Source organism: Citrobacter europaeus, assembly GCA_020099315.1.
GTDB lineage: Bacteria > Pseudomonadota > Gammaproteobacteria > Enterobacterales > Enterobacteriaceae > Citrobacter > Citrobacter europaeus.
The window spans coordinates 4936099-4960526 of record CP083650.1 but is presented as its reverse complement, the minus strand read 5'-3'; the positions used below and the strand labels follow the sequence as shown (position 1 = coordinate 4960526).

22 protein-coding genes are annotated in these 24428 nt (G+C 53.2%); 13 read left to right on the top strand and 9 right to left on the bottom strand.

Annotation, left to right across the window (positions count from 1 at the left end; all coding sequences use genetic code 11):
- Positions 1–56: 56 nt before the first annotated feature.
- From ilvB to uhpT, 6 genes are all read left to right on the top strand, one after another.
- Complete coding sequence (gene ilvB, locus LA337_23255) at positions 57–1745, top strand: acetolactate synthase large subunit (protein UBI16031.1); 1689 nt, start codon at positions 57–59, stop codon at positions 1743–1745.
- Positions 1746–1748: 3 nt separating this feature from the next.
- Positions 1749–2039, top strand: coding sequence for an acetolactate synthase small subunit (gene ilvN, locus LA337_23250; GenBank protein ID UBI16030.1), 291 nt, complete (start codon positions 1749–1751; stop codon positions 2037–2039).
- Between the two features lie 73 nt (positions 2040–2112).
- Positions 2113–2706 carry a transcriptional regulator UhpA gene (gene uhpA, locus LA337_23245; GenBank protein UBI16029.1) on the top strand — a complete coding sequence of 198 codons (594 nt, stop codon included), beginning with the start codon at positions 2113–2115 and terminating at the stop codon, positions 2704–2706.
- The gene (gene uhpB / locus LA337_23240) at positions 2703–4205 is read left to right on the top strand and encodes a signal transduction histidine-protein kinase/phosphatase UhpB (GenBank protein ID UBI16028.1); all 1503 of its coding nucleotides are present in this window, start codon (positions 2703–2705) and stop codon (positions 4203–4205) included. The genes uhpA and uhpB overlap by 4 nt, the downstream gene beginning before the upstream one ends.
- 9 nt (positions 4206–4214) lie before the next feature.
- A complete protein-coding gene (locus LA337_23235) occupies positions 4215–5543 on the top strand; it encodes an MFS transporter (protein UBI16027.1) in 1329 nt (442 codons plus the stop codon).
- Between the two features lie 142 nt (positions 5544–5685).
- Positions 5686–7077, top strand: coding sequence for a hexose-6-phosphate:phosphate antiporter (uhpT, locus tag LA337_23230; protein ID UBI16026.1), 1392 nt, complete (start codon positions 5686–5688; stop codon positions 7075–7077).
- 100 nt (positions 7078–7177) lie between these two features.
- Here uhpT and LA337_23225 read toward each other — a convergent pair whose 3' ends face one another.
- From LA337_23225 to LA337_23215, 3 genes are all read right to left on the bottom strand, one after another.
- Complete coding sequence (locus LA337_23225; GenBank protein UBI16025.1) at positions 7178–8488, bottom strand: MFS transporter; 1311 nt, start codon at positions 8486–8488, stop codon at positions 7178–7180.
- A gap of 63 nt (positions 8489–8551) precedes the next feature.
- Positions 8552–10069 carry an altronate dehydratase family protein gene (locus LA337_23220; GenBank protein UBI16024.1) on the bottom strand — a complete coding sequence of 506 codons (1518 nt, stop codon included), beginning with the start codon at positions 10067–10069 and terminating at the stop codon, positions 8552–8554.
- Between the two features lie 21 nt (positions 10070–10090).
- Positions 10091–10990 (bottom strand): dihydrodipicolinate synthase family protein, encoded by a 900-nt coding sequence (locus LA337_23215; GenBank protein ID UBI16023.1) that lies wholly within the window; start codon positions 10988–10990, stop codon positions 10091–10093.
- Between the two features lie 245 nt (positions 10991–11235).
- On the opposite strand from LA337_23215, the gene LA337_23210 reads away from it, so the two are divergent.
- The 3 genes from LA337_23210 to nepI all read left to right on the top strand — a co-directional run bounded on the left by LA337_23210 (position 11236) and on the right by nepI (position 13826).
- Positions 11236–11991, top strand: coding sequence for an IclR family transcriptional regulator (locus LA337_23210; protein UBI16022.1), 756 nt, complete (start codon positions 11236–11238; stop codon positions 11989–11991).
- A gap of 20 nt (positions 11992–12011) precedes the next feature.
- Complete coding sequence (locus LA337_23205; GenBank protein ID UBI16021.1) at positions 12012–12464, top strand: DUF1198 domain-containing protein; 453 nt, start codon at positions 12012–12014, stop codon at positions 12462–12464.
- Between the two features lie 168 nt (positions 12465–12632).
- Entirely contained in the window at positions 12633–13826 is a 1194-nt protein-coding gene (nepI, locus tag LA337_23200; GenBank protein UBI16020.1) for a purine ribonucleoside efflux pump NepI, read from the top strand.
- A gap of 85 nt (positions 13827–13911) precedes the next feature.
- Here nepI and LA337_23195 read toward each other — a convergent pair whose 3' ends face one another.
- The 5 genes from LA337_23195 to LA337_23175 form a co-directional block, all read right to left on the bottom strand.
- A complete protein-coding gene (locus LA337_23195) occupies positions 13912–15291 on the bottom strand; it encodes a carbohydrate porin (GenBank protein ID UBI16019.1) in 1380 nt (459 codons plus the stop codon).
- A 206-nt stretch (positions 15292–15497) separates the two neighbouring features.
- Positions 15498–15800 carry a PTS lactose/cellobiose transporter subunit IIA gene (locus LA337_23190; GenBank protein UBI16018.1) on the bottom strand — a complete coding sequence of 101 codons (303 nt, stop codon included), beginning with the start codon at positions 15798–15800 and terminating at the stop codon, positions 15498–15500.
- A gap of 12 nt (positions 15801–15812) precedes the next feature.
- Positions 15813–17195, bottom strand: coding sequence for a glycoside hydrolase family 1 protein (locus LA337_23185; GenBank protein UBI16017.1), 1383 nt, complete (start codon positions 17193–17195; stop codon positions 15813–15815).
- A 20-nt stretch (positions 17196–17215) separates the two neighbouring features.
- Positions 17216–18547 carry a PTS sugar transporter subunit IIC gene (locus tag LA337_23180; protein ID UBI16016.1) on the bottom strand — a complete coding sequence of 444 codons (1332 nt, stop codon included), beginning with the start codon at positions 18545–18547 and terminating at the stop codon, positions 17216–17218.
- A gap of 12 nt (positions 18548–18559) precedes the next feature.
- Positions 18560–18874 carry a PTS sugar transporter subunit IIB gene (locus tag LA337_23175; protein ID UBI16015.1) on the bottom strand — a complete coding sequence of 105 codons (315 nt, stop codon included), beginning with the start codon at positions 18872–18874 and terminating at the stop codon, positions 18560–18562.
- Positions 18875–19166: 292 nt separating this feature from the next.
- On the opposite strand from LA337_23175, the gene LA337_23170 reads away from it, so the two are divergent.
- A complete protein-coding gene (locus LA337_23170; protein UBI18541.1) occupies positions 19167–20114 on the top strand; it encodes a LacI family transcriptional regulator in 948 nt (315 codons plus the stop codon).
- Between the two features lie 37 nt (positions 20115–20151).
- Here the strand turns inward: LA337_23170 and LA337_23165 are convergent, their stop codons facing one another.
- Complete coding sequence (locus tag LA337_23165) at positions 20152–20445, bottom strand: hypothetical protein (GenBank protein ID UBI16014.1); 294 nt, start codon at positions 20443–20445, stop codon at positions 20152–20154.
- A 129-nt stretch (positions 20446–20574) separates the two neighbouring features.
- Between LA337_23165 and LA337_23160 the strand changes: the two genes are divergently transcribed.
- The 3 genes from LA337_23160 to LA337_23150 all read left to right on the top strand — a co-directional run bounded on the left by LA337_23160 (position 20575) and on the right by LA337_23150 (position 24426).
- Positions 20575–20991 carry a GNAT family N-acetyltransferase gene (locus LA337_23160; GenBank protein UBI16013.1) on the top strand — a complete coding sequence of 139 codons (417 nt, stop codon included), beginning with the start codon at positions 20575–20577 and terminating at the stop codon, positions 20989–20991.
- Positions 20992–21081: 90 nt separating this feature from the next.
- Positions 21082–23880 (top strand): transcriptional regulator DagR, encoded by a 2799-nt coding sequence (gene dagR, locus LA337_23155; protein ID UBI16012.1) that lies wholly within the window; start codon positions 21082–21084, stop codon positions 23878–23880.
- Between the two features lie 120 nt (positions 23881–24000).
- The gene (locus tag LA337_23150) at positions 24001–24426 is read left to right on the top strand and encodes a PTS sugar transporter subunit IIA (GenBank protein ID UBI16011.1); all 426 of its coding nucleotides are present in this window, start codon (positions 24001–24003) and stop codon (positions 24424–24426) included.
- Positions 24427–24428 lie beyond the last annotated feature (2 nt).

Below are 24428 nucleotides of genomic sequence, written 5' to 3'. Positions count from 1 at the left end.
GTTTTTCGTTTCAGAGACCTGCCCGGAGCAAAGGCCCAGAATAAAAGGACTGGAGCATGGCAAGTTCGGGCATAACATCCAAGCGTACGCGTTTTACGGGCGCAGAATTCATCGTTTATTTCCTGGAACGCCAGGGCATTCAGGTTGTTACCGGTATTCCCGGCGGATCGATTCTTCCCGTCTATGACGCCTTAAGCCAAAGCACGCAAATCCGTCATATCCTGGCGCGCCACGAGCAGGGCGCAGGGTTTATCGCGCAGGGAATGGCGCGAACCGATGGCAAACCCGCCGTCTGTATGGCCTGCAGCGGACCGGGCGCAACCAACCTGGTAACCGCCATTGCCGACGCGCGTCTGGATTCCATCCCGTTGGTGTGTATCACCGGGCAGGTTCCGGCTTCGATGATCGGTACCGACGCCTTCCAGGAAGTCGACACCTACGGCATCTCTATCCCCATCACTAAGCACAACTATCTGGTCCGCCATATCAGTGAATTACCCCAGGTTATGAGCGATGCGTTCCGCATTGCGCAGTCCGGACGTCCAGGCCCGGTGTGGATAGACATTCCTAAGGATATTCAAACTGCCGTTTTTGATATTGAAGAGATGCCGGAGCCCGCGCAGAAAATGGCGGCGCCAGCGTTCAGCCAGGACAGCATTCGCGATGCCGCAGCCATGATTAACGCCGCACAGCGCCCGGTGCTGTACCTCGGCGGCGGCGTGATTAACGCGCCTGAGCGCGTGCGTGAACTGGCAGAAAAAGCGACGCTGCCTACCACCATGACCTTAATGGCGCTCGGTATACTGCCGAAAGCGCATCCGCTGTCGTTAGGTATGCTGGGCATGCACGGCGCGCGCAGCACCAACTTTATTCTGCAAGAAGCGGATTTACTGATTGTTCTGGGCGCACGTTTTGATGACCGGGCGATTGGTAAAACCGAGCAGTTCTGCCCGAACGCTAAAATCATCCATGTGGATATCGACCGCGCGGAGCTGGGTAAAATCAAACAGCCGCACGTGGCGATTCAGGCTGATGTCGATGAGGTTCTGGCGCAATTGATCCCATTAATTGACGCGCAGCCGCGAGAGCCGTGGCATCAAATGGTGGCCGATTTACAACGCGAATTCCCTTGCACTATTCCGCAGGAACGCGACCCGCTCAGCCACTATGGATTGATCAACGCCGTGGCTGCCTGCGTGGATGACAGCGCCATTATCACCACCGATGTAGGCCAGCATCAGATGTGGGCGGCACAGGCTTACCCGCTGAATCGTCCGCGTCAGTGGCTGACCTCCGGCGGTCTGGGAACCATGGGCTTTGGTCTGCCGGCGGCAATTGGCGCGGCGCTGGCCAACCCGGACAAAAAAGTGCTGTGCTTTTCTGGTGACGGCAGCCTGATGATGAATATTCAGGAAATGGCGACCGCCAGCGAAAATCAGCTGGATATTAAAATTATCCTGATGAATAACGAAGCGTTGGGTCTGGTGTATCAGCAGCAAAGTTTGTTCTATAAGCAGGGCGTTTTTGCGGCGACCTATCCGGGGATGATTAACTTTATGCAGATAGCCGCCGGGTTTGGTCTCGAAACCTGCGATCTGAATAACGAGGCGGACCCGCAGGCAGCGCTGCAGGAAATTATTACTCGCCCTGGACCTGCGCTGATTCACGTGCGCATTGATGCCGAACAAAAAGTGTACCCGATGGTGCCGCCGGGTGCGGCAAACACAGAAATGGTGGGGGAATAAGCCATGCAACAGCAGACTCATGACAACGTAATCCTGGAACTCACCGTGCGCAACCATCCGGGCGTAATGACTCACGTCTGCGGGCTGTTTGCCCGCCGCGCGTTCAACGTGGAAGGCATTCTCTGTCTACCGATTCAGGAAAGCGATAAGAGCCGCATATGGCTACTGGTCAACGACGATCAACGTCTGGAGCAGATGATAAGCCAGATAGACAAGCTGGAAGATGTGGTGAAAGTGGCCCGCAACCAGTCCGACCCGTCGATGTTTAACAAAATCACCGTGTTCTTTGAGTAGTTCGCTCAAGACTTGAACAGCCACGCGCTTATCGTTAAGGTAAGCGCGTTTTTTTATCCGCCAGGACAAACCCATGATCACCATCGCCCTTATCGACGACCACACTATCGTTCGCTCCGGCTTTGCCCAACTGCTGGGGCTGGAACCTGATTTGCAGGTTGTGGCTGAGTTTGGCTCAGGCAGCGAGGCGTTGGCGGGATTACCGGGACGCGGCGTGCAGGTGTGTATCTGTGATATCTCGATGCCCGATATCTCCGGCCTTGAACTGTTGAGTCAGTTGCCAAAGGGAATGGCGATTATCATGCTCTCCGTCCATGACAGCCCGGCGCTGGTGGAGCAGGCACTGAACGCGGGCGCACGTGGTTTCCTTTCTAAACGCTGCAGCCCGGATGAGCTGATCGCGGCGGTGCATACCGTGGCGACCGGTGGTTGCTATTTGACGCCGGACATCGCCGTCAAACTGGCGGCCGGTCGTCAGGATCCGCTGACTAAACGCGAACGTCAGGTGGCGGAAAAACTGGCGCAAGGCATGGCGGTGAAAGAGATTGCCGCCGAGCTGGGGCTGTCTCCGAAGACGGTACATGTGCATCGCGCCAACCTGATGGAAAAGCTCGACGTCAGCAACGACGTGGAACTGGCTCGCCGGATGTTTGACGGCTGGCAATGAACACGCTCTGTTCCCGGTTAATCACCGTTGTTGCCTGCTTTTTTATTTTCTCTGCCGCGTGGTTTTGCCTGTGGAGCATCAGCCTGCATCTGGTTGAGCGCCCGGAACTGGCGGTGCTGCTGTTTCCGTTTGGCCTGCGTCTGGGGCTGATGCTGCAATGTCCGCGCGGCTACTGGCCGGTGCTGCTGGGCGCGGAATGGCTGCTTCTTTTCTGGCTGACACAGGAAGTGGCGCTGGCCCATTTGCCACTTTTGATGATCGGAAGCGCCCTCACGCTACTCCCGGTGATGCTGATTTCGCGATACCGCCATCAGCGCGACTGGCGCACGCTGCTGTTGCAGGGCGCGGCGCTGACGGCGGCGGCATTGCTACAATCGTTGCCCTGGATTGGGCAAGGCGAAGAGGCGTGGAACGCGCTGTTGCTGACGCTCACCGGCGGATTAACGCTGGCGCCGATCTGCCTGGTGTTCTGGCACTATCTGACCAGCACGACCTGGCTGCCGCTGGGCCCGGCGGTGGTGTCGCAGCCTGTGAACTGGCGAGGGCGGCACCTGGTCTGGTATCTGCTGCTGTTTAGCGTCAGTCTGTGGTTGCAGCTTGGCCTGCCGGATGAATTGTCACGCTTCACGCCGTTTTGTCTCGCGTTGCCGATCATTGCGCTCGCCTGGCACTATGGCTGGCAGGGGGCGCTGATTGCGACGCTAATGAACGCCATCGCGCTGATTGCCAGCCAGACCTGGCACGATCATCCCGTCGATTTACTGCTCTCGCTGCTGGCGCAAAGCCTGACCGGGCTACTGCTCGGCGCGGGCATTCAGCGTCTGCGCGAGCTTAACCAGTCGCTGCAAAACGAATTAGCGCGCAACCACCGTCTGGCTGAACGCCTGCTGGAGACCGAAGAGAGCGTGCGCCGGGACGTGGCGCGCGAACTGCACGACGATATCGGCCAGACCATCACCGCCATTCGCACGCAGGCGGGTATTGTCCAGCGCCTGGCCCCGGAAAACGCAGGGGTGAAGCGCAGTGGGGCGCACATCGAACAACTTTCTCTCGGCGTGTACGATTCAGTACGTCGCTTGTTAGGCCGCCTGCGACCACGTCAACTGGACGATCTCACGCTGGAGCAGGCCATCCGCTCACTGATGCGCGAAATGGAGCTGGAAAGCCGCGGCATCGTCAGCCATCTCGACTGGCGAATTGATGAATCTGTGCTCAGCGAAAGCCAGCGCGTAACGCTGTTTCGCGTTTGTCAGGAAGGGTTGAACAACATCGTGAAGCACGCCAACGCCAGCGCGGTGACGCTTCAAGGCTGGCAACAGGATGAACGGTTGATGCTGGTGATTGAGGACGACGGCAGCGGCCTGCCGCCGGGGTCGAATCAGCAGGGATTTGGCCTTACGGGGATGCGCGAACGCATTAGCGCCCTCGGCGGTAAGCTCACGATTTCCTGTACGCACGGCACGCGTGTCAGCGTGTCGTTACCCCAGCGATATGTGTAAGGCGCAGTCATGTTTTCGTTTTTAAAAGCCCCGGCCAGTGCGCCGCTCATTACTGATAAGCGTGAGGTGGATGCCCGCTACCGCTACTGGCGGCGGCATATTCTGACCACCATTTGGCTCGGCTACGCGCTGTTCTATTTCACACGCAAGAGCTTCAACGCCGCCGTACCGGATATTCTCACCAGCGGTGTGCTGACTCGTAGCGACATTGGGCTGCTGGCGACGCTGTTTTACATCACCTACGGCCTGTCGAAGTTTGTTTCCGGTATCGTCAGCGACCGCTCCAACGCCCGCTATTTTATGGGTATCGGGCTGATTGCCACCGGCGTGGTGAACATTCTGTTTGGATTTTCCACCTCGCTATGGGCTTTTGCGGTGCTGTGGGCGCTGAACGCCTTTTTCCAGGGCTGGGGATCGCCGGTCTGCGCGCGTTTATTGACCGCGTGGTATTCGCGTACCGAGCGCGGCGGCTGGTGGGCGCTGTGGAATACCGCGCACAACGTCGGCGGGGCGCTGATCCCCATCGTGATGGCGGCGACGGCGCTGCACTACGGCTGGCGCGCCGGGATGACCATCGCCGGGCTGCTGGCGATTGTAGTAGGGATTTTTCTCTGCTGGCGGCTACGCGACAGGCCGCAGGCAATTGGCCTGCCACCGGTTGGCGACTGGCGGCATGATGAACTGGAGATCGCCCAGCAGCAGGAAGGCGCAGGGCTGAGCCGCAAAGAGATCCTCACCCGCTATGTGCTACTGAATCCTTATATCTGGCTGCTGTCGCTGTGTTATGTGCTGGTGTACGTTGTGCGCGCCGCGATCAATGACTGGGGTAATCTGTATATGTCGGAGACGCTCGGCGTGGATCTGGTGACCGCCAATACCGCCGTGACGATGTTTGAGCTGGGCGGATTTGTTGGCGCGCTGGTGGCGGGTTGGGGTTCTGACAAGCTGTTTAACGGCAACCGTGGTCCAATGAACCTGATTTTCGCTGCCGGGATTTTGCTCTCGGTGGGCTCGTTGTGGCTGATGCCGTTCGCCAGCTACGTGATGCAGGCAGCGTGCTTTTTCACCACTGGATTCTTCGTCTTCGGCCCGCAGATGCTGATAGGCATGGCGGCGGCGGAGTGCTCGCACAAAGAGGCGGCGGGCGCGGCAACCGGGTTTGTCGGACTGTTTGCTTATCTGGGGGCATCGCTCTCCGGCTGGCCGCTGGCGAAGGTGATGGAGGTCTGGCACTGGACAGGATTCTTTGTGGTGATCGCCATTGCGGCGGGGATTTCCGCGCTGTTGCTGCTGCCGTTTTTAAACGCCCAGGCCCCGCGCGATCTTAACGAAGCGTGATGTACCTCACCTTTTTGCCCTGAGTGGGGCAAAACTAAGAAATTTTCCCGGTTTCACCTGGACGCTGTCTCAGGCGCGTCTTCCGGCTGATTTTTACAATGCCTGCCATTCGCAGGTATAAAAATTAGCTCGGGAGTGTCAAATGCTGGCCTTTCTAAACCAGGTGCGCAAGCCGACCCTGGATCTGCCGCTTGATGTGCGGCGCAAAATGTGGTTCAAACCGTTCATGCAGTCCTATCTGGTGGTCTTTATCGGCTACCTGACCATGTACCTGATCCGCAAAAACTTCAACATCGCGCAGAATGACATGATCTCCACCTACGGGCTGAGCATGACGCAACTGGGGATGATTGGCCTGGGCTTCTCTATCACCTATGGCGTGGGTAAAACGCTGGTTTCCTACTACGCGGACGGTAAAAACACCAAGCAGTTCCTGCCGTTTATGCTGATCCTCTCCGCCATCTGTATGCTCGGCTTCAGCGCCAGCATGGGTGCGGGTTCAATCAGCCTGTTTTTGATGATCGCCTTCTACGCGCTGAGCGGTTTCTTCCAGAGTACCGGCGGCTCGTGTAGCTATTCCACCATCACCAAATGGACGCCGCGTCGCAAGCGGGGTTCTTACCTCGGCATGTGGAACATCTCTCACAACCTTGGCGGTGCGGGTGCGGCGGGCGTGGCACTGTTTGGCGCGAACTATCTGTTCGACGGTCACGTCATCGGGATGTTTATCTTCCCGTCAATTATTGCCCTGATAGTCGGCTTTATCGGCCTGCGCTACGGCAGCGATTCCCCGGAGTCATACGGCCTCGGTAAAGCCGAAGAGCTGTTCGGCGAGGAGATCAGCGAAGAGGACAAAGAGACCGAAGAAAACGAGATGACTAAATGGCAGATCTTTGTTGAGTACGTGCTGAAAAACAAAGTGATCTGGCTGTTATGTTTCTCGAACATCTTCCTGTACGTGGTGCGTATCGGTATTGACCAGTGGTCCACCGTCTACGCTTTCCAGGAGTTGAAGCTCTCCAAAGAAGTGGCGATTCAGGGCTTTACCCTGTTTGAAGTGGGCGCGCTGGTCGGCACGCTGCTGTGGGGCTGGCTCTCTGACCTGGCGAATGGCCGCCGTGCGCTGGTGGCCTGCGTGGCGCTGGCGTTGATTATCGCCACCCTGGGCGTTTATCAACACGCCAGCAACCAGTATGTCTATCTGGCTTCGCTGTTTGCGCTGGGCTTCCTGGTGTTCGGTCCTCAGTTGTTAATCGGCGTTGCGGCAGTCGGATTTGTGCCGAAAAAAGCGATCGGCGCGGCCGATGGGATTAAAGGCACTTTCGCTTATCTGATTGGTGACAGCTTCGCCAAGCTGGGTCTGGGGATGATTGCCGACGGCACGCCGATTTTCGGTCTGACCGGCTGGGCGGGCACTTTCGCCGCGCTGGATGCTGCCGCCATCGGTTGTATCTGCCTGATGGCCGTGGTGGCCGTATTTGAAGAACGGAAAATTCGCCGCGAGAAAAAGATTCAACAATTGAAAGTCGCTTAAGTTAAGTGTGCATTGGTAACTTTTGCCCGCCTTAATGGCGGGCTTTTTTTATGTTTGAGGCTGAAGCATCTCGTATTCAGGTTGTTTCAAAGTCAGTTGATTAATCGTCGGCAATGACCATTTTTTTATCAAAGTTGATCAGTAGCGAGCAGATGAGATAACCCACTGCAGCCAGTGCAAAGAACATCATGGCGGCGTAATAGTTGCCGGTAGATTGAACCAGGAAACCGATAAAAATGGGTAAGATGGCGGCGAACAGGTTACTAGTGAAGTTCATGGTCCCGCAAATGGTGCCTGCAACAGATTGTGCGCCCAACAGTCCCGGTATTGACCAGTAAACGCTGGCCCACCGCAGAGGGAAAAGGGCAATAGTGAGTAAGGTGATGGCGACGGCTGGCGTCGAACTTTGTGCGCAAAGGAAAATGCCAACACCAGCAGTAGTGGCGGAAATAGCCAACATGGTATGCATAACACGGCTTGTTTTTGCTCCTTTGCTGCGCCATTTATCCATAATGTAACCGCCCGTCAATTGGCCGACAAAGCACAGCAGGAAGATCAGCGCCATTGCTCCGCCCATCGATTTGATATCAAAACCGTAGGTGGCTTGAAAATAGAGCGGCAGCCAGGTCATCAGACCGTAGAACACAAAGCTGTAGCAGACCCACCCCCCGATAAGCGCAATTACATTTCGTTGTTTCAGGTAAGGTTTGATATCAGCTAAACGGTATTTTTTGCTGCTGGTTTCCGCGCCGTTTGCGGCAGCAATGTGGTCCAGCTCAGCTTTATTAATGCTCGGATGTTCTGATGGATATGTGCGGATGTACCACCAGGCCAGAAGGCCGACGACCATTGTTCCGACGCCTGCCACTACAAATGCCATACGCCAGGAGTCGAACATTGCAATAAGACCGGCGATGATTACTGCGCCTAACGCCGTGCCCAGGGGGGCGCCACCATCAAGCAGCATCGAACCGCGTCCGCGCTCTGTTGGTGTTAACCATGTCCCCATTAACTTCGCACCAGCGGGCATGATTGGAGATTCAGTGACGCCTAACCCCAGACGAGAAAGTGAAAGGGTGAAAATAGAGTGACACAGAGCTGCGACGGCCTGAAATGCACCCCATAAGATAGTGGCCAGGGCAATGATATTTCTGGCTTTGAATTTATCGGCAATGATGCCACTGGGAATTTGCATTAATGCATACGCCCAGAAAAAAGCACTATGAATAACGCCGACAACGCGGGTGTCAGTAATACCAAATTCATCCGTAATATAAGGCATGGCAATAGAAAGAGAGGTGCGGTCAATATAGTTAATGGCACCTAATAAAAGCATGATGATAAATATCCGCCATCTTACTGTTGTTGCCTTTAATTTATCTTCTTCAGTATTTGTATTAATAATAGACATAAAGACTCCTTGCCATACTCATAGTGAGTATGGCGGTACGAGGTATTATTATATTGTGGAGCGTTACATTATGGAGCCAATAGTCCAGGGGACGAATTCTTGACTGCCATAGCCAAATTCCTCACTCTTCGTTTTTTTTCCGGATGCCATTTCAAGGATCATCTGGTAAATACGTTCGCCAACTTCCGCAATGGTTTCTTCCCCCTCGACAATGGTTCCGCAATTAATATCCATATCCTCCTGTTGGCGTTCCCAAAGCGCATTATTGGTAGCCAACTTCAGGCTTGGCGTTGGTTTGGAACCAAAGGCCGAACCGCGGCCTGTGGTGAAACACAGAAGATTTGCCCCTCCGGCGATTTGACCCGTGACGGCGATGGGGTCATATCCAGGAGTATCCATAAAGACAAAGCCTTTCGCGGTTACCGGTTCGGCATACTCATACACTTCTGTCAGATTGGTTGTGCCTGCTTTAGCAATACCACCTAGTGATTTTTCCAGAATCGTCGTCAATCCGCCGACTTTGTTACCGGCCGAGGGGTTATTGTTCATTTCGCTCCCGGTACGGCGGCAATACTCTTCCCACCAGTGAATGCGTGCAATGAGTTTTTCACCTACTTCGCGAGAAACGGCGCGGCGGGTAAGAAGATGTTCAGCGCCATAAATTTCCGAGGTTTCAGATAAAATTGCTGTTCCGCCTTGTTGCACCAGTTTATCTGCCGCATAGCCCAGAGCTGGATTGGCCGAAATCCCGGAATAGCTGTCGGAACCGCCACACTCAAGCGCGAGGATAATTTCTGAAGCAGGGATGGGTTGACGTGTAACCTGGTTAGCAACAGGTAGCATCTGGTTAACCAGGATAATACCTTTCTCAATGGCGTGGCGTGTGCCGCCTACATCCTGAATGGTATAACTGTGCATCATGGGGCCATCGGCCAGGCCATGGGCGTTCATCATGTCTTTAATTTGACTGGATTCGCATCCCAAACCAATGATGATTACTCCGGCGAAGTTTGCATGGGTGGCATAACCGGCCATCGTACGTCTCATGACGTCCATTGATTCACTTTTAGCGCCGATAGCGCAGCCAAAACTTTGTGGTAATGATACTACGCCATCAACGTTTGGATAATCTGCAAGGCCGTGCAGGCGGAAGTGATCCTCAATGGCCCTGACGACAGTGGCGCTGCAGTTGACGGAGCTTAAAATACCGATGTAGTTACGTGTGGCTGCTCGGCCATCTGCACGGCGGATACCCATAAATGTATCTTGTTGAGGGACTGGAGGAAGTGAATGGCAATCTTCACCCCAGGCATAGTCGCGCTCAAAATCGCCCATTCCCAAATTGTGCATGTGGACGTGTTCGCCAGGTTTAATCGGCTGGGTTGCGAAGCCTATAATCTGTCCATAGCGCTTGACCGCGTCGCCGACACTCAGCGCACGCAGGGCGATTTTATGCCCTGCAGGAATTTCACTCAAAACCGTAATTTGTTCGTCTTCAAGCCAGGTTTCACTGGGGACTGTTTGTCTTGCGATAACCACATCATCTTTGGGATTCAATTTTAGTACAGGGTTGATGTTCATTATCATTGCTCTCATGCTGGTTTATACCGAGATACGGGTCAAAATACTCTTAACCTGCGCTATTTTTTCTTTATCTAACGGTAATGCAGGAGGGACAACTGCGGTAGATATGTCCACACCACTTAATTTTATGGCGGTTTTTATAACGCCGAAGAAAGGTTGTTCTAAGGCATATAAAGGTGATAATCCGGCAAGTTGTTGTTGAAGCGTTTTGGCTGTAGCAAGATCGTTTTGTTGAACAGCCTGATAAATTCCCCGCGTAATATGAGGCGCAAAGTTAAAGGTTGCCGGAATTCCGCCATGTCCACCCAGTAGTAATGTATCAAGTAAATATTCGTCATAACCGCTGAAAATGATAAAATCTGGGCGAAAACAGTGAACTCGATTAATAATTTCCCTTGTGTGGCTAATGTTATCAATAGTGTCTTTAATACCGACGATATTTGGTACATCACGGGCAAGACGGGTGATGACGTTTAAACCAATATCCTGACCGGTTAGCTCTGGAAAGTTATATAAGAAGACTGGGATGCTTAACGCTTCTGCGATCCGTTTGTAATGCGTAAAGCGGGCCTCATCGCTGAGTTTTGCATAATAGGGGTTAACTACCAGTACTCCTTGTGCCCCCGCGTTTTCGGCGTGTTTTCCAAGCTGGATAGTTTCCGCAGTGCTCGCGCAGGCAATACCGATGAGAACTGGAACTCTGTCGGCAACATGTTGCAGACTAAATTCTGCAATCTGTTTTCTTTGCTCAGACGATAAATGTGAGAATTCGCCGCCGCTGCCCAGAATCAACATACCGTCAGCACCATTGCTAATAACATGGTCAATCATTGCTGCCATTCCTGCGCGATCCAATTCACCGTTATCGTCAACGATGGTCGGTACTGGCGGGAAAATACCTTTGAAAACGTTCAACATTGCCACTCCCCTAGTTCTGTATGTGGAACTTGTGTTCTGTATGTTGAAGTTAGTACAGCAAATATCCAAATCGTTCGTCAATGCTTTTTGCGGAAAAAACGAACAATTGTGAGATGGATCGAGTTTGGGGAATTGACATTTAGGGAATGGAGCTCATTTGCAGATGTGCAAAAAAGCCGCATTCCTGAGAAAAGTGATTGCGGTATACTGTGCAGAGTCTATGAATAAAAAAAGATTAATAGCGCATGAACCAAGACATTACGACCTCTGTTCCCGCATTGGATAAGACAGTAAAAATCTGTAATTACCTTTTCAATTCCCCTGGGGCGACGTTCAGCCAGATTCAGCAGGATCTGGGATTACCCAAAAGCAGCACATCCTCGTTGCTAAATGCCCTTGTTGAGCATCATCTTTTGCGCCTGGAAAAGGGGCGTTTCTTTTTGGGACTAAAGCTGTATGAATGGGGGAATCGTTCGCTGGAACAGTTTGATATCCGTAATGCAGCGCTTCCAGTTTTGGAAAAACTGCGTGAGCAAACGGACCTGACCTGCCATCTGGGCATACTGGATGAAGTTGCCCCAATTTATCTCATGAAGCTGGAAAACACTCAGGCTATTAGTATTCGTACCTGGGTCGGTAAAAAGTTACCGATGCACAGCTCCGGTGTGGGGAAAGCGCTTTGTGCCTGGCTGCCGCAGGATAAAATAGATGAACTGTTACCGAATGAGGAATTGCCGCAGTATACAGATACCACCATTACCAGCAAAAAAGCGTTGATGAAAGAGTTTGCCAAAATCCGCGAGCAGGGTTGGGTATTTGATAACGCCGAGGACTCCCCTGGCATCTATTGCATTGCTGCACCGGTATTTAATCGTAATAAAGAAGTAATTGCGGCAATAAGTATCAGCGGCGTTGAATTACAAATGCCTAAAGATTGTATTCCACAATATTCACAGTGGGTGCGCGAAGCCTGCCAGTCACTCTCGGAAAAATTAGTTTAAGCAGGCGGGTATCGTCATTAATGATTTGGATAATGCTGGCCACGTTGGTGGTTGTTTTTGTGGTGGGTTTTCGGGTATTGACGTCCGGGTCGCGGCGGGCAATTCGTCGTCTGAGCGAGCGACTGAATATTGATGTCGTGCCGGTAGAATCGATGATCGATCAGATGGGAAAAGTACAGGGTGAGGCTTTTTTACAGTACCTGCACCGCCCGGATGAATCACATCTGCAAAATGCCGCCCAGGTGCTGTTGATCTGGCAAATCGTGATTGTCGACGGCAGTGAGCAGAATCTGCTGCAGTGGCACCGTTGGCTGCAAAAAGCCCGGCTGGCTGCACCGATTACCGACGCGCAGGTGCGTCTGGCGCTCGGATTTCTGCGCGAGATGGAGCCGGATATGCAGGAGCTTAATGCGTTTCAGATGCGCTATAACGCCTTTTTCCAGCCCGAAGATGGCGTGCACTGGCTGCACTGATAGTGATGCCTGATGGCGCTACGCTTATCAGGCTTACAAACAGGTTCAATCGTAAGCCGGATAAGGCGCAGCCGGCATCCGGGGAATAGTTGTCAAAACGTTAAATACGTCACAAATTTAATGTTACACTGCGTAACTTTTCTACAATAACCCCACGCAGGTAACAAAATGAGTGAAGCTGTTGAACAAAAATCCCGCGCTGAGGCAAATGTCCGCCCGAACTGGTCGGCGGTATTTGCCGTGGCGTTCTGCGTTGCCTGCCTGATAACCGTTGAATTTCTGCCCGTTAGCCTGTTAACGCCGATGGCGCAGCATCTGGGGATTTCTGAAGGCGTTGCCGGACAATCGGTGACCGTGACTGCGTTTGTCGCCATGTTCGCCAGCCTGTTTGTGACGCAAATTATTCAGGCGACCGATCGTCGCTACGTGGTGATCCTGTTTTCGGTGCTGCTAACGCTCTCCTGCCTGCTGGTTTCCTTTGCCAACTCTTTTTCGCTGTTGCTCGTTGGCCGTGCCTGCCTCGGTCTGGCACTTGGCGGTTTCTGGGCGATGTCGGCGTCGCTGACCATGCGTCTGGTTCCCGCACGTACGGTACCGAAAGCGCTGTCGGTGATTTTTGGCGCAGTTTCAATCGCGCTGGTGATTGCCGCGCCGTTGGGGAGCTTTTTGGGCGGCATTATCGGCTGGCGCAACGTGTTTAACGCGGCGGCGGTAATGGGGGTGTTGTGTACCATATGGGTGGTGAGAGCGCTGCCTTCGCTGCCGGGCGAACCTTCGCATCAGAAACAAAACATGTTCAGTCTGCTGCAGCGCCCGGGCGTGATGGCCGGGATGATTGCCATCTTCATGTCCTTTGCCGGGCAGTTCGCCTTCTTTACCTATATTCGTCCGATCTATATGAATCTGGCGGGCTTTGGCGTTGATGGCCTGACGCTGGTGCTGCTGAGTTTTGGTATCGCCAGCTTTGTCGGGACGTCGCTCTCCTCGGTAATTCTGAAGCGCTCGGTAAAACTGGCCTTAGCCGGTGCGCCGCTGGTGCTGGCGCTCAGCGCGCTGGTCCTGATTCTGTGGGGCAGCGACAAAGTTGTGGCGGCAGGCATTGCGATTATCTGGGGACTGGCGTTTGCGTTGGTACCGGTCGGTTGGTCGACGTGGATCACCCGCTCGCTTGCCGATCAGGCAGAAAAAGCCGGATCCGTCCAGGTCGCCGTGATCCAGCTTGCCAATACCTGCGGGGCAGCAGTGGGAGGCTATGCGCTCGATAACCTCGGACTGCTGTCGCCCCTGATGCTCTCCGGCAGCCTGATGCTGCTGACGGCGCTTCTGGTGGCAGCGAAAGTTCGCATAAAGGGTATGCAATAAACTCCTGTGTTGTTCGCCGGATGGCGCTGTCATCGTAGGCCGGATAAGGCGTTCTCGCCGCATCCGGCACTTCACGGCTCACTAATCAGAACCATGCTTCCCACATGGCGCCAAGGTTAAAGTCGTCCAACGTTTCGTCTGACGTGCCGTTCACCCGCGCGGTGCGATCGTTATCCACCTTGCCGCCAGTGACGTAGAAGCGCAGCATCGGGCGGAACTCCGGCCCCATAGCGATCGACATATTCTGCGACAGCGTCAGCTTCCAGCCGTGGTTATCCCCGCCGTTGTCATAATCAACCCGCTGATAGCCCGCTTCCAGCCAGGTGGAGTGAACGTCGTTCCAGAAGTACATTGGACGCACAATCGCGCCGTAGTTCTTACGGTTATCGCTCTTATCGGCGCTGTTGTCGTAATCATGGAACGCTAACAGGTATTCCACCTGCGCCTGGCGGGTAAACTTATGGCTTCCCTCGAAGCTGGCGTAAACCGTGGTCAGGTCGTCGGTTTTGTTATAGACGCTGTTGTCAGAGTTATCAGAATAACGGGCAATCACTTTATTCACGCCGCTGTCGTTGGTGTGGCTCAACACGAAGGCACCCTGCCAGGCTTTCAGGCGGTCATCGCTCTCGACGGCTTTGGAGTCAAAACCGTAGTTGGCGTAGATCTCCAGATCCAGCGGGCCCACTTTCATATTGTGAATTTTTGACGTCACCGCGTAGTTGCCTTTATCGCCGGTGCCGGAACCGCCGGTACAGGTAATACGCGATGGGTTAGCTTCGTCCTCCATCACTTCCGGGCTGCAAGATTCAACTGCGGCAACGGTGGCGACATCAAACTGTACACCGCCGATGTCGAAGTTCTTCACCCCAGCGCCCTGGCCGTCGTGGTTCATCCAGAAGTAGTCATTGATACCCTGTTGCGGACGCTGGTGGAAGTCACGGCCTGCCCAGATATAGGCGTTGGGATTGGATTCCAGGACGTTGGTGACGCCAGCGTAGGCTTTTTTCAGGTTAACTTCGTCGCCCCAGTGGTCGATCATCACGTTAATGTCCCAGATTGCGCCGTTGTCGCTTTTGAACGCTTTCGATAGCTGGAACTCGCCGCCGTTGCCTTCGTTACCTAAACGACCGATGGCGGAAGCACCGTTGTAGGAGCCATCGACGCCAACGTATTTCTGATCGCCGCTCTGGAAATGCGCGCCGTAACGTGCATAGCCGCTGAATTTCACACCGAACGGAATCGCCATATCCGGCGATTGCGCCGCGCTTTGCGGCTCGTTAATAACATCGGTTTTTTTCGCGACGGCAGCGTCCATTTTCGCCTGACGCTCCGCCAGCGCTTTATCGACTGCTTTGGCGACGATGGCATCGATTTGTTCTTGTGTGAATTCCTGTGCGAGGACAGAAATTGGGCACAGCGCGGCGACTACCGCCAGCGTGACTGGAAGTTTTTTTATCATGTTCATGGTTATCTCATCGACACTTTACCCTTCAGTTCGCGCGGAGCATTCTGAATAAGCGTGTGCATTAATTTATTTTAAGATAATAACCATCCCGTCTCGGTTGAATTTGCTATCACCAAAACAAGTTGATTTTTCTGTTTTAATAACGGGTACAGGACTGTTTTATTTAATCGTAATGCTTTCTCCGTTGTTGAATGTTTAATTAACGATTAACGCTGATACAGATGAATAATTTCTTCTGACAGTTCGCGGGCTAATAACGACGTCATTAAGTGGTCCTGCGCATGCACCATAATCAATGTCATTGGTTGCCGGGCTTCCCCGGCGTCCTGTTCAATCAATTTGGTTTGCATGTGATGAGCCTGACGGGCGTAGCCGTCAGCCTCACGAAGCAGGCTTTTCGCTTCGTCAAAGTTCCCGGCACGCGCGGCGTGCAGCGCTTCGAAGCACAGACTGCGGGACTGTCCGGCATTGACGATGATTTCCATTACTGCTTCTTCTAATGCAATCATGTTGTTCTCTTCCTAATCGAATCCGTTATTTTCGGCGGTGTGGGCAAACCATTCGCCGCTCTTTTTCACCGTACGTTTTTGCGTTTCTAAATCTAACTGGACAAAGCCGTAGCGGTTTTTATAGCCGTTGAGCCATGACCAGTTATCAATAAAGGTCCACATATGGTAGCCAAGACAATTACACCCTTCGCTAATTCCTTTATGTAGCCATTTGAGATGCTCAGCAACAAATTCAATACGGTAGCTGTCGTTGATTTGCTCTTGCTGAATAAAACGCTGCTCATTCTCGACTCCCATACCGTTTTCCGAAATAAAACAGCGCGGGTTACCATAATTATCACGTAGATTAGTAATAATATCGTAAATACCCGGCTCATAAATTTCCCAGCCACGGTAAGGATTCATTTTCCGACCCGGCATTTCGTAATAATCAAACAGCCACTCCGGCATAAACGGTGCATCCGGGTTGACGGCGCTATCACGGCATTTGACTCGACGCGGCTGATAGTAGTTGATGCCGAGCAGATCGATTTTGCCCTCGGCGATTAACTGGCGGTCGCCCGGCTGGCATGCCGGTAATTGATCGTACTCTTTCAGCAGTTCGACCAAATCTGCCGGATATTCACCCTTCAGCACCGGATCGAGGAAGCTGCGGTTAAACAGCAGATCCGCATAGTGTGCGGCTTTCACATCCGCCGGATTTTGTGAGCGTGGATAGGAAGGCGTTAAATTCAGCACCACGCCGATTTCACCGTCATGGTTTGCGCCACGATACGCCCGAACCGCCGTGGAATGCGCCAGTACGGTGTGATACGCCACGGTGGCTGCACGTTTGAAATCCACTACGTTAGGGTAATGGAAGTCATACAGATAGCCGCCTTCTACCGGGACAATTGGCTCGTTAAAGGTAAACCAGTGCTTAACCCGGTTGCCGAACAATGTAAAACAGGTCTGTGCGTAGCGGCCAAACGCCTCGACCACTTCACGGTTTTCCCAGCCGCCTTTCTCCTGCATCACCATCGGCATATCGAAGTGGAACAGGGTGATAAATGGCGTAATACCTTGTGCCAGCAGCTCGTCGATGATGTTGTTATAGAAATCGACAGCTTCAGGATTAACCTCGCCGGTACCGTCCGGGATCAGTCGCGACCAGCTCAGAGACGTACGGAAGCTGTTGTGTTTCAGCTGTTTGAGCAATGCGATGTCTTGTTTCCAGTGCTGATAAAAGGTCGAGGTAGTTGCCGGGCCAACCCCCTGATGGAAACGACCTGGCTGACGATCGAACCACACGTCCCACGTGGTCTGGCTTTTGCCGCCGTTCAGGCTATCCCCTTCGGTTTGCAGCGCTGAGCAGGCACTGCCCCACCAGAAGTTTTCAGGAAAACGGTATCTCATTGTTCTGACTCCTTGATTCATTATGAGTTGCTACGGGCAGCGTTCACCACGGAGACTGCATCCTGGGCTTTTTGCTCTTCGGTTTTCAGCAAAGAACGTTCGTAAGCACGCAGGAATGGCAGGTACATCAGCGCTGACATCGCCATACAGATAAAGCACATCACCACCGGGCTTAATGCCCAGTTCGCGGCCCAGGAAGCACCGATCGGCGCAGGCGTGGTCCACGGTGTCAGCGAAACCACTTGTGCCAGCCAGCCGAGTTTGGTGGCGCTATAGGCCAACACGGCGTTGACCAGTGGGACGCAGACAAACGGGATGAACAACATCGGGTTCATGATGATTGGCGCACCAAACAGAATAGGCTCATTGATATTAAAGAAACTAGGCACAATTCCCATTTTGCCGATAGTACGCAGATGGGCGACGCGACTGCGCAGAAGCAGGAATGCCAGCGGTAAAGTCGAACCAACGCCGCCAATCAGCAGGTAGTGATCCCAGAAACCTTGCAGATAGACGTGAGGCAGCGCCGCGCCCGCCGCCAGAGCGGCCTGGTTAGCGGACAGATTCGCCATCCAGAACGGGTTCATTATGCCGGTTACGATCAATGAGCCGTGGATGCCGGCAAACCAGAAAATCTGGCACAGCAGAACAGAAAGCAGAATAGCGGGCAGTGAGTCTGAAGCGGAAACCAGCGGCTCCAGCAGGTGCATAATCGCCTGCGGGATGATCATCCCGGTTTGTGCTTCGATAAACAGGTTCAACGGATGCAGGGTCGCAATCACCACCAGTACTGGAATGAGGATCTCGAAAGAACGCGCGACGCCGGTCGGTACTTCCTTCGGCAGGCGGATTGTCACGTTATTCTGCTTCAGCCATGCATACATGCGGGTGGAGTATATGGCGGTGATGAGCGCGGTAAAGATCCCCTGACCGGAAAGATACTGCGTCGAGATTTTACCTTCGGCATACGGCGCAGCAACCAGTAAAAACGCCATAAAGGCCAGCAGGCCAGACATCACCGGATCGAGGTTAAACTGACGGCCCAGACTGGCGCCAATGCCCACGGAGATAAAGAACGTCATAACACCCATGCTGAGGTTAAACGGCAGCATCAGCTGTTCACGATACGTTGCCGAGAAATCGAGCCAGCCCCGGGCAAAGCTGTTGGTGGTATCGGCAGAGAACGGCGGAAAAATAAACACCAGCATGAAGGAGCCGATGATCATAAACGGCAGCGCCGCCGTAAAACCGTCACGAATTGCAATCACATACTTCTGCTGCCCTAACTTGCCGGCGAGCGGGGTGATGGATTGTTCAATGACGGCAACCATTGACTGATATAACGAACTCATAGTGACACCCTTTTAGTGTGTCGCTTCAATCAGCGACAGAGCATAATCCAGCACTTTGTCACCGCGTTGCATACCGTAATCCATCATATCTATGGCTTTTACGGGTATACCCTGGGTGGCAGCCTTTTCGGAGAGCGTATTAAGCATGTACTTTACCTGGGGGCCGAGCAGTACCACCTGGTAATTTGGAAACTGAATGTCAAATTCGGAAACGCCGTAGGCCTCAATCTTCACGGGCAATCCGCGAGACTCTGCCTCCTCAATCATTTTACGAACCAGCAAGCTGGTGGACATCCCTGCCGAACAACACAACATAATCCTGAACATGGTGAACCATCCTTTAAATGTAAAAACTTATTGCGAGTCTGATTTGATATCATACGGAAACCGGTTTCCATTCATGGAAACCGGAATTGTGACAGCCATCAAGATCTTATTCTTATGAGGCTAATTATTTGGATTTAGCTCACGAAATTGGCTGTGGAAATCTCTTTTTGAGTCCAAATGGAAAATCGGTTTCCATGAAAAACGGAAACAGCTATACTGCGGATGGCGATTATTTGAGCCAATGTTAAATTCAGGATGGAAAGGGCCTGGCGGGTCCTGTCAGGGGAGAATGATGTCTACTATCAACGATGTATCGCGTTTGGCTGGCGTGTCAAAAGCCACTGTGTCACGCGTGTTGAGCGGTTCGCGTGGCGTAAAAGAGGCCAGCCGCATCGCTGTGCTGAAAGCGGTGGATGAACTCAATTATCGTCCGAACGTGATTGCGCAGTCGCTACTCAGCCAGTCTACCGGCTGTATTGGCGTGATATGCGCGCAGGACAACATCAATCAGACCACGGGTTATCTCTACGCGCTGGAAAAGCATCTAAGCCAGCATCAAAAGCACCTGCTGCTGCGTTTTGCCAATACCAAAGCGGAAGTCATGAGCGCTCTTGATGAATTAAGCTGCGGTTTGTGCGACGACGTCCTGATTATCGGCGCGCGTTTCCCGCTCAATATCAATCAGGAGAATGTCATTCTGGTGGATTGTCTGGATTCCGGCGATGACGTCAACAGCATTCAGTTCGATCATGAATTTGCCACCGAAACTGCCTGTAACTATTTGATAAGTCAGAATCGACGCCAGATTGCTTTAATTCATCCGGACGGAATGGGCTTCTCCGATCAGGTGCTGTTGGGCTATAAACACGCGCTGGAAAAAAACTTCCTGCCGTTTAACCGTAACCTGGTGTTTATGGCCGCCACGTCATCGTCAGTGGCCTTGCAGGAGCTGCTTAACAACGCGTCGACGCTAAATTTCAACGCGCTGCTGGTGGCGGATGAGCAGCAGGCACAGCGGGTTATCCCGCAGTTGCAGGCGTTTAATAAATCCGTTCCGCAAGACATTATGGTCTTTAGTCTGGCCGGAGCGCTGCATCTGCCGGGTATCCCAACTATCCCGGCGATTGAATATTCTATGGATGCCATGGCGGCGCGGATCGTCAGTTGGCTCAATGAGAAAACCCAAAGCGTGCTGGGTTCGTACGTGCTGCGTGGCGACTTAATTATTCCTCAGCGTTAACGCTGTCCCTCTGGCGTGGGGCTATTTCGCTTCACGCCTATAAATCCGGGCATTCAACTTTGCCAAGCGCTTCCCAGTAGTTGTTCTGATTGTTTCTTTGAATTGCCAGAATGGCTTCGCGGATGTGCTGTTGGTTACGCGTATCAGCCATAATCGTTTTTTCCCATACCTCATCAGATGGCGAGCCTTGCGGGGTGCAAATCTTACGTAAATCCTTCAAAACGGTATTCTTTTCGTGTACAGCCTGCAGACTGCCATATGCCGAGTCGGCTTGCGCCAGAACGGGTAGCATGAAAAGGACGGCAATAATCGGGAAAATGACTCGTTTCATGATAATAATCCTTGTTGTCTATGCGCATCATCTCAAGAGTAAGTGTAGACGGCATACGACTCACTCATCACCCTGTGTTAATGTCAAAAATAAATCAGCCAGAAGTTGTAGTTATTTTAGGAGGATAGGATGCAAATACAGATTACGGATACGATTACCGAAGACGATCAAAATGCCCTGCTTGCCGGGTTGCGCGCTTACAACCGCCAGTTTCTGAAAACCACCAATTTTGGCGACCTGGCGGTGTACTGGCGCGATGAGCGCAATGAAATTCTGGGCGGGTTGATCGGCAAAATCAAAGGCGAATGGCTGTGCATTGATTTTCTGTGGATGCATGATTCACTGCGTAAAGGCGGTTACGGCACAAAATTGATGCAGGCCGCAGAACAGACGGCGCGTGAGAGAGGATGCCTGCATGCGCTGGTGGATACCATGAGTTTCCAGGCGCTGCCGTTTTATCAGAAAAACGGCTATCAGCTGCAAATGACCCTCGATAACTTCCCGGAAACCGGTTCCGCGCGCCATTATTTGTCAAAAACGTTTTGATGACCGGAAGGTCTGGACGCCGCCTCACTTTCTTGCGCAGCAGAATAGTGTATGTTCTGAACAATCATTTATTTCTTAAGCGGTAAAGAGATGAGACGGATTGAGATAATACTGGGAGAGCTGGAACGGCTGACGCGAGGACTGAATCTTGCCCATCTGGCGCAGGAAAGGGCGTTCACGGCGGAGGCTATCGGCTTCAACCTCGGGCTGGCGCGCAACTCGGTCAGTAAAGATCTCAATCAGCTCTGGAACGACGGCCTGGCGATTAAAAGCCGCGGTCGCCCGGTATTCTTTCTGCATCGTCAGGCGATTGAAACGCTGCTGGGGCGCAAACTGGATGAGTCCGAGCGTGAAGTGCAAACCGTTGCCGACCTGTTGCCTGTTCAGGAAAACCAGGCGACAGACGATCCCTTTTCCGGCCTGATTGGTTACGATCGCAGCCTGCGCGATGCGGTGGAAAAAGGCCGCGCGGCGGTGCTGTATCCCCACGGGCTGCATGTTCTGCTAACCGGTCCCTCCGGCGTAGGTAAAACCTTTTTTGCCGAACTGATGCACCGTTTCGCCTGCGAACGTGCAGCGGGAACGCCTCCCCCGCTGGTCTATTTCAACTGCGCGGAATACGCGCATAACCCGGAGCTGCTCTCTTCACACCTGTTTGGTCATCGACAGGGGGCGTTTACCGGCGCAAACGAGAATAAACCCGGTCTGGTCGAACAGGCTGATGGCGGCTATCTCCTGCTCGATGAAGTGCATCGTCTGCCGTATGAAGGCCAGGAAAAGCTGTTCTCTATTCTCGACAAAGGCGAATACCGGCCGCTGGGTTCAAGCGCCGTGGCGCGTTCAATCTCGGTTCGCCTGATATGTGCGACCACCGAACCGGTAAGTTCGGCATTGCTGCGCACTTTCCAGCGACGTATTCAGGTATGTATCGATCTCCCTGGCATACGCCAGCGTTCGGTGGAAGAGCAGGTTGAACTGATCGTTGGCTTCTTACAGCGTGAGAGCCGCAAAATCGAGCGTACGATAAGCATCGACCGTACCCTGCTGCTCTGGCTGCTGAACAAGCCCCTGGAAGGCAATATTGGTCAGCTCAAGAGCGATATTCAGTTTCTCTGCGCCCAGGCCTGGGCTTCGGGAATGACGGAGCACAGCGATACGCTACAGCTGGATAAACGTCTGACCGAGCTCCCCTTTAACGCCACGCCGGAGCAACGTCTGCTGGTTGGGGCGCTGTTCGAAGGCAAAGAGCACCTGAGCATTGATGCCCGCACGCTACCGGCACTGAAAAATTCGCTGGCCACCGGAGCTGAAATTGAAGAGAGCGATCTCTTTTATAGCTTCCTGACCCGGGAATATATCAATCTGCGTAACAGTAACGTACCGCCAGCCGAAACGCTGGCAATCCTCAAAAACAAACTCAGCTCGATTTTTGAATATGGTCTCTATAGCCGCGACAGCGTGGCGCATCCCCCGCGCTATGGCGATCAGATTGAAGAGCGAGTCACGCTGCTGATCGGCTGTGTTGAGCAGGTGCTTGGCTTCACGCTGCCGGAAAATCTGGTTAATCCGTTACGCAAACACTTCCTGGCGCTGATTGGCTATGTGCAGCGTGGCCTTATTCCGCAACTTTATTCTTCCAGCCTGATCCTCGATCGCTGCAAAGATGAATACGAAAACGCTACGTTGTTATGCCGAAAAATCAATGAACTGCTGCATATTCAGTGTCCGGCGACGGAGGTGGTCTGGCTGTGCCTGTTCCTCAAAGAGTGTCGCCATTACCGCCAACGGATTGACGCCAGTCCGGACTGCGGGGTGATTTTGATTGCTCACGGTGCTACGACCGCCACAAGTCAGGCGCAGTACGTGAATCGCGTACTGGAGCGCGAGGTGTTCAGCGCTATCGATATGCCTTTCGAGCAGTCGGTGCATGACACGCTGGAAGCCCTGACGCAGATGATCCAGACCCGGCAATATCGCCGATTAATCCTGATGGTGGATATTGGCTCGCTGGTCCATTTTGGCAGTACGATCAGCAAATTATTCCAGATAGATGTTCTGCTGATGCCCAATATTACGCTCACCAGCCTGCTGGAGATTGGGCTGGATTTAAGCTACGAAACCAGCGACTTGCCGCAGTTGGCGGCGTTGATGCAGAGCAAAAATATTCCCTGTCAGCTCTGTACGCCGCAGCAGGAAAACAGCGGTAAAGTGCTGGTTATCTCCTGCATTACCGGGATGGGAACAGCAGAAAAAATCAAAAAGGTGCTGGAAGAGAGCTTCGGCGAGCTGATGTCGCAGGATACGCGGATGGTGATCCTCGATTACAACGAAGTTCGCAGCCTGGAGCGCGTTCAGCAGGCGATTAACGCCAGTGAACGTCTGGCGGGAATCGTGGGTACTTTCCAGCCGGGACTGCCGGATATTCCGTTTATCTCGCTCGAGGAGCTGTTCTCTGAGCAAGGCCCTGAACTGGTGCTCAGCCTGCTGACGCCCGATCTCTCCAGCAGCGAACGCCGTCTGGAGATGGAGCGCAGCGCGATGCGCTTTATCAGCGCGTTGACCATGGAGAGCATCATTAACCATATTTCGGTGCTCAACCCGCAGCGTATTCTGAAAGAGATGGAAGGCGTGCTGAATCATCTGACCACCACGCTTTCGCTCAAACCGAGCCGTCAGGTGACACTGCGCTTCCTGATCCACTGCTGCTGTATGGTCGAGCGTATCGTGATTAACCGCAAACCGTTACAGATGGCGCTGGAGAACAAGCCGGATCTGGATGTTCGCGCGTTTAGTGTCATTAAATCTGCTTTCCTGCCGATCGAAGAGGCCTATGCCATTCGCTTATCGGACGCGGAATATTTTTATATCTACGAACTGCTGTATAGCTAATCCCAAGACTTGCGGGGCTTTGCGCCCCGTCGGCATCCATAACTCCCCCGCGTGACACAAATTCTGGCACAGCCTTTGCTCTGTTTACCTATGTCTATGTAATCGAGCCAGGAGGCCATTTTGACTACCACTGAATCCTTGCCCCAGATCCTGCTGCTGACCCATGGCGGCTGGGGGCAACAGCTTTGCAACAGCCTGCGCATGGTGATGGGCGAAATCAAAGGCGTGACGGAAATTGCGCTGATGCCCGTTGATACGCTCGGCGAATTTTATCAGCGCGTCGAAGCCGTAGTGAAAGCTATGCCGGAAGGCTCACTGATCCTGACCGATTTTATTGGCGGAACCACCTCTAACGTGGCGGCACGGCTGAGCGCCGATTACCCGGTGGCAGTGATTTCTGGGCTCAACGCCTCGTTGTTACTGGAGGCGCTCGACAAACGCGAGCATGGCCAACTGACCACCTGCGTGGCCGATCTGGTCGAGGCCGGGCGTAGCAGCTGCCTGGACGTTGTTGCCCACGTACGTCAATTACAACAATCACAATAAGG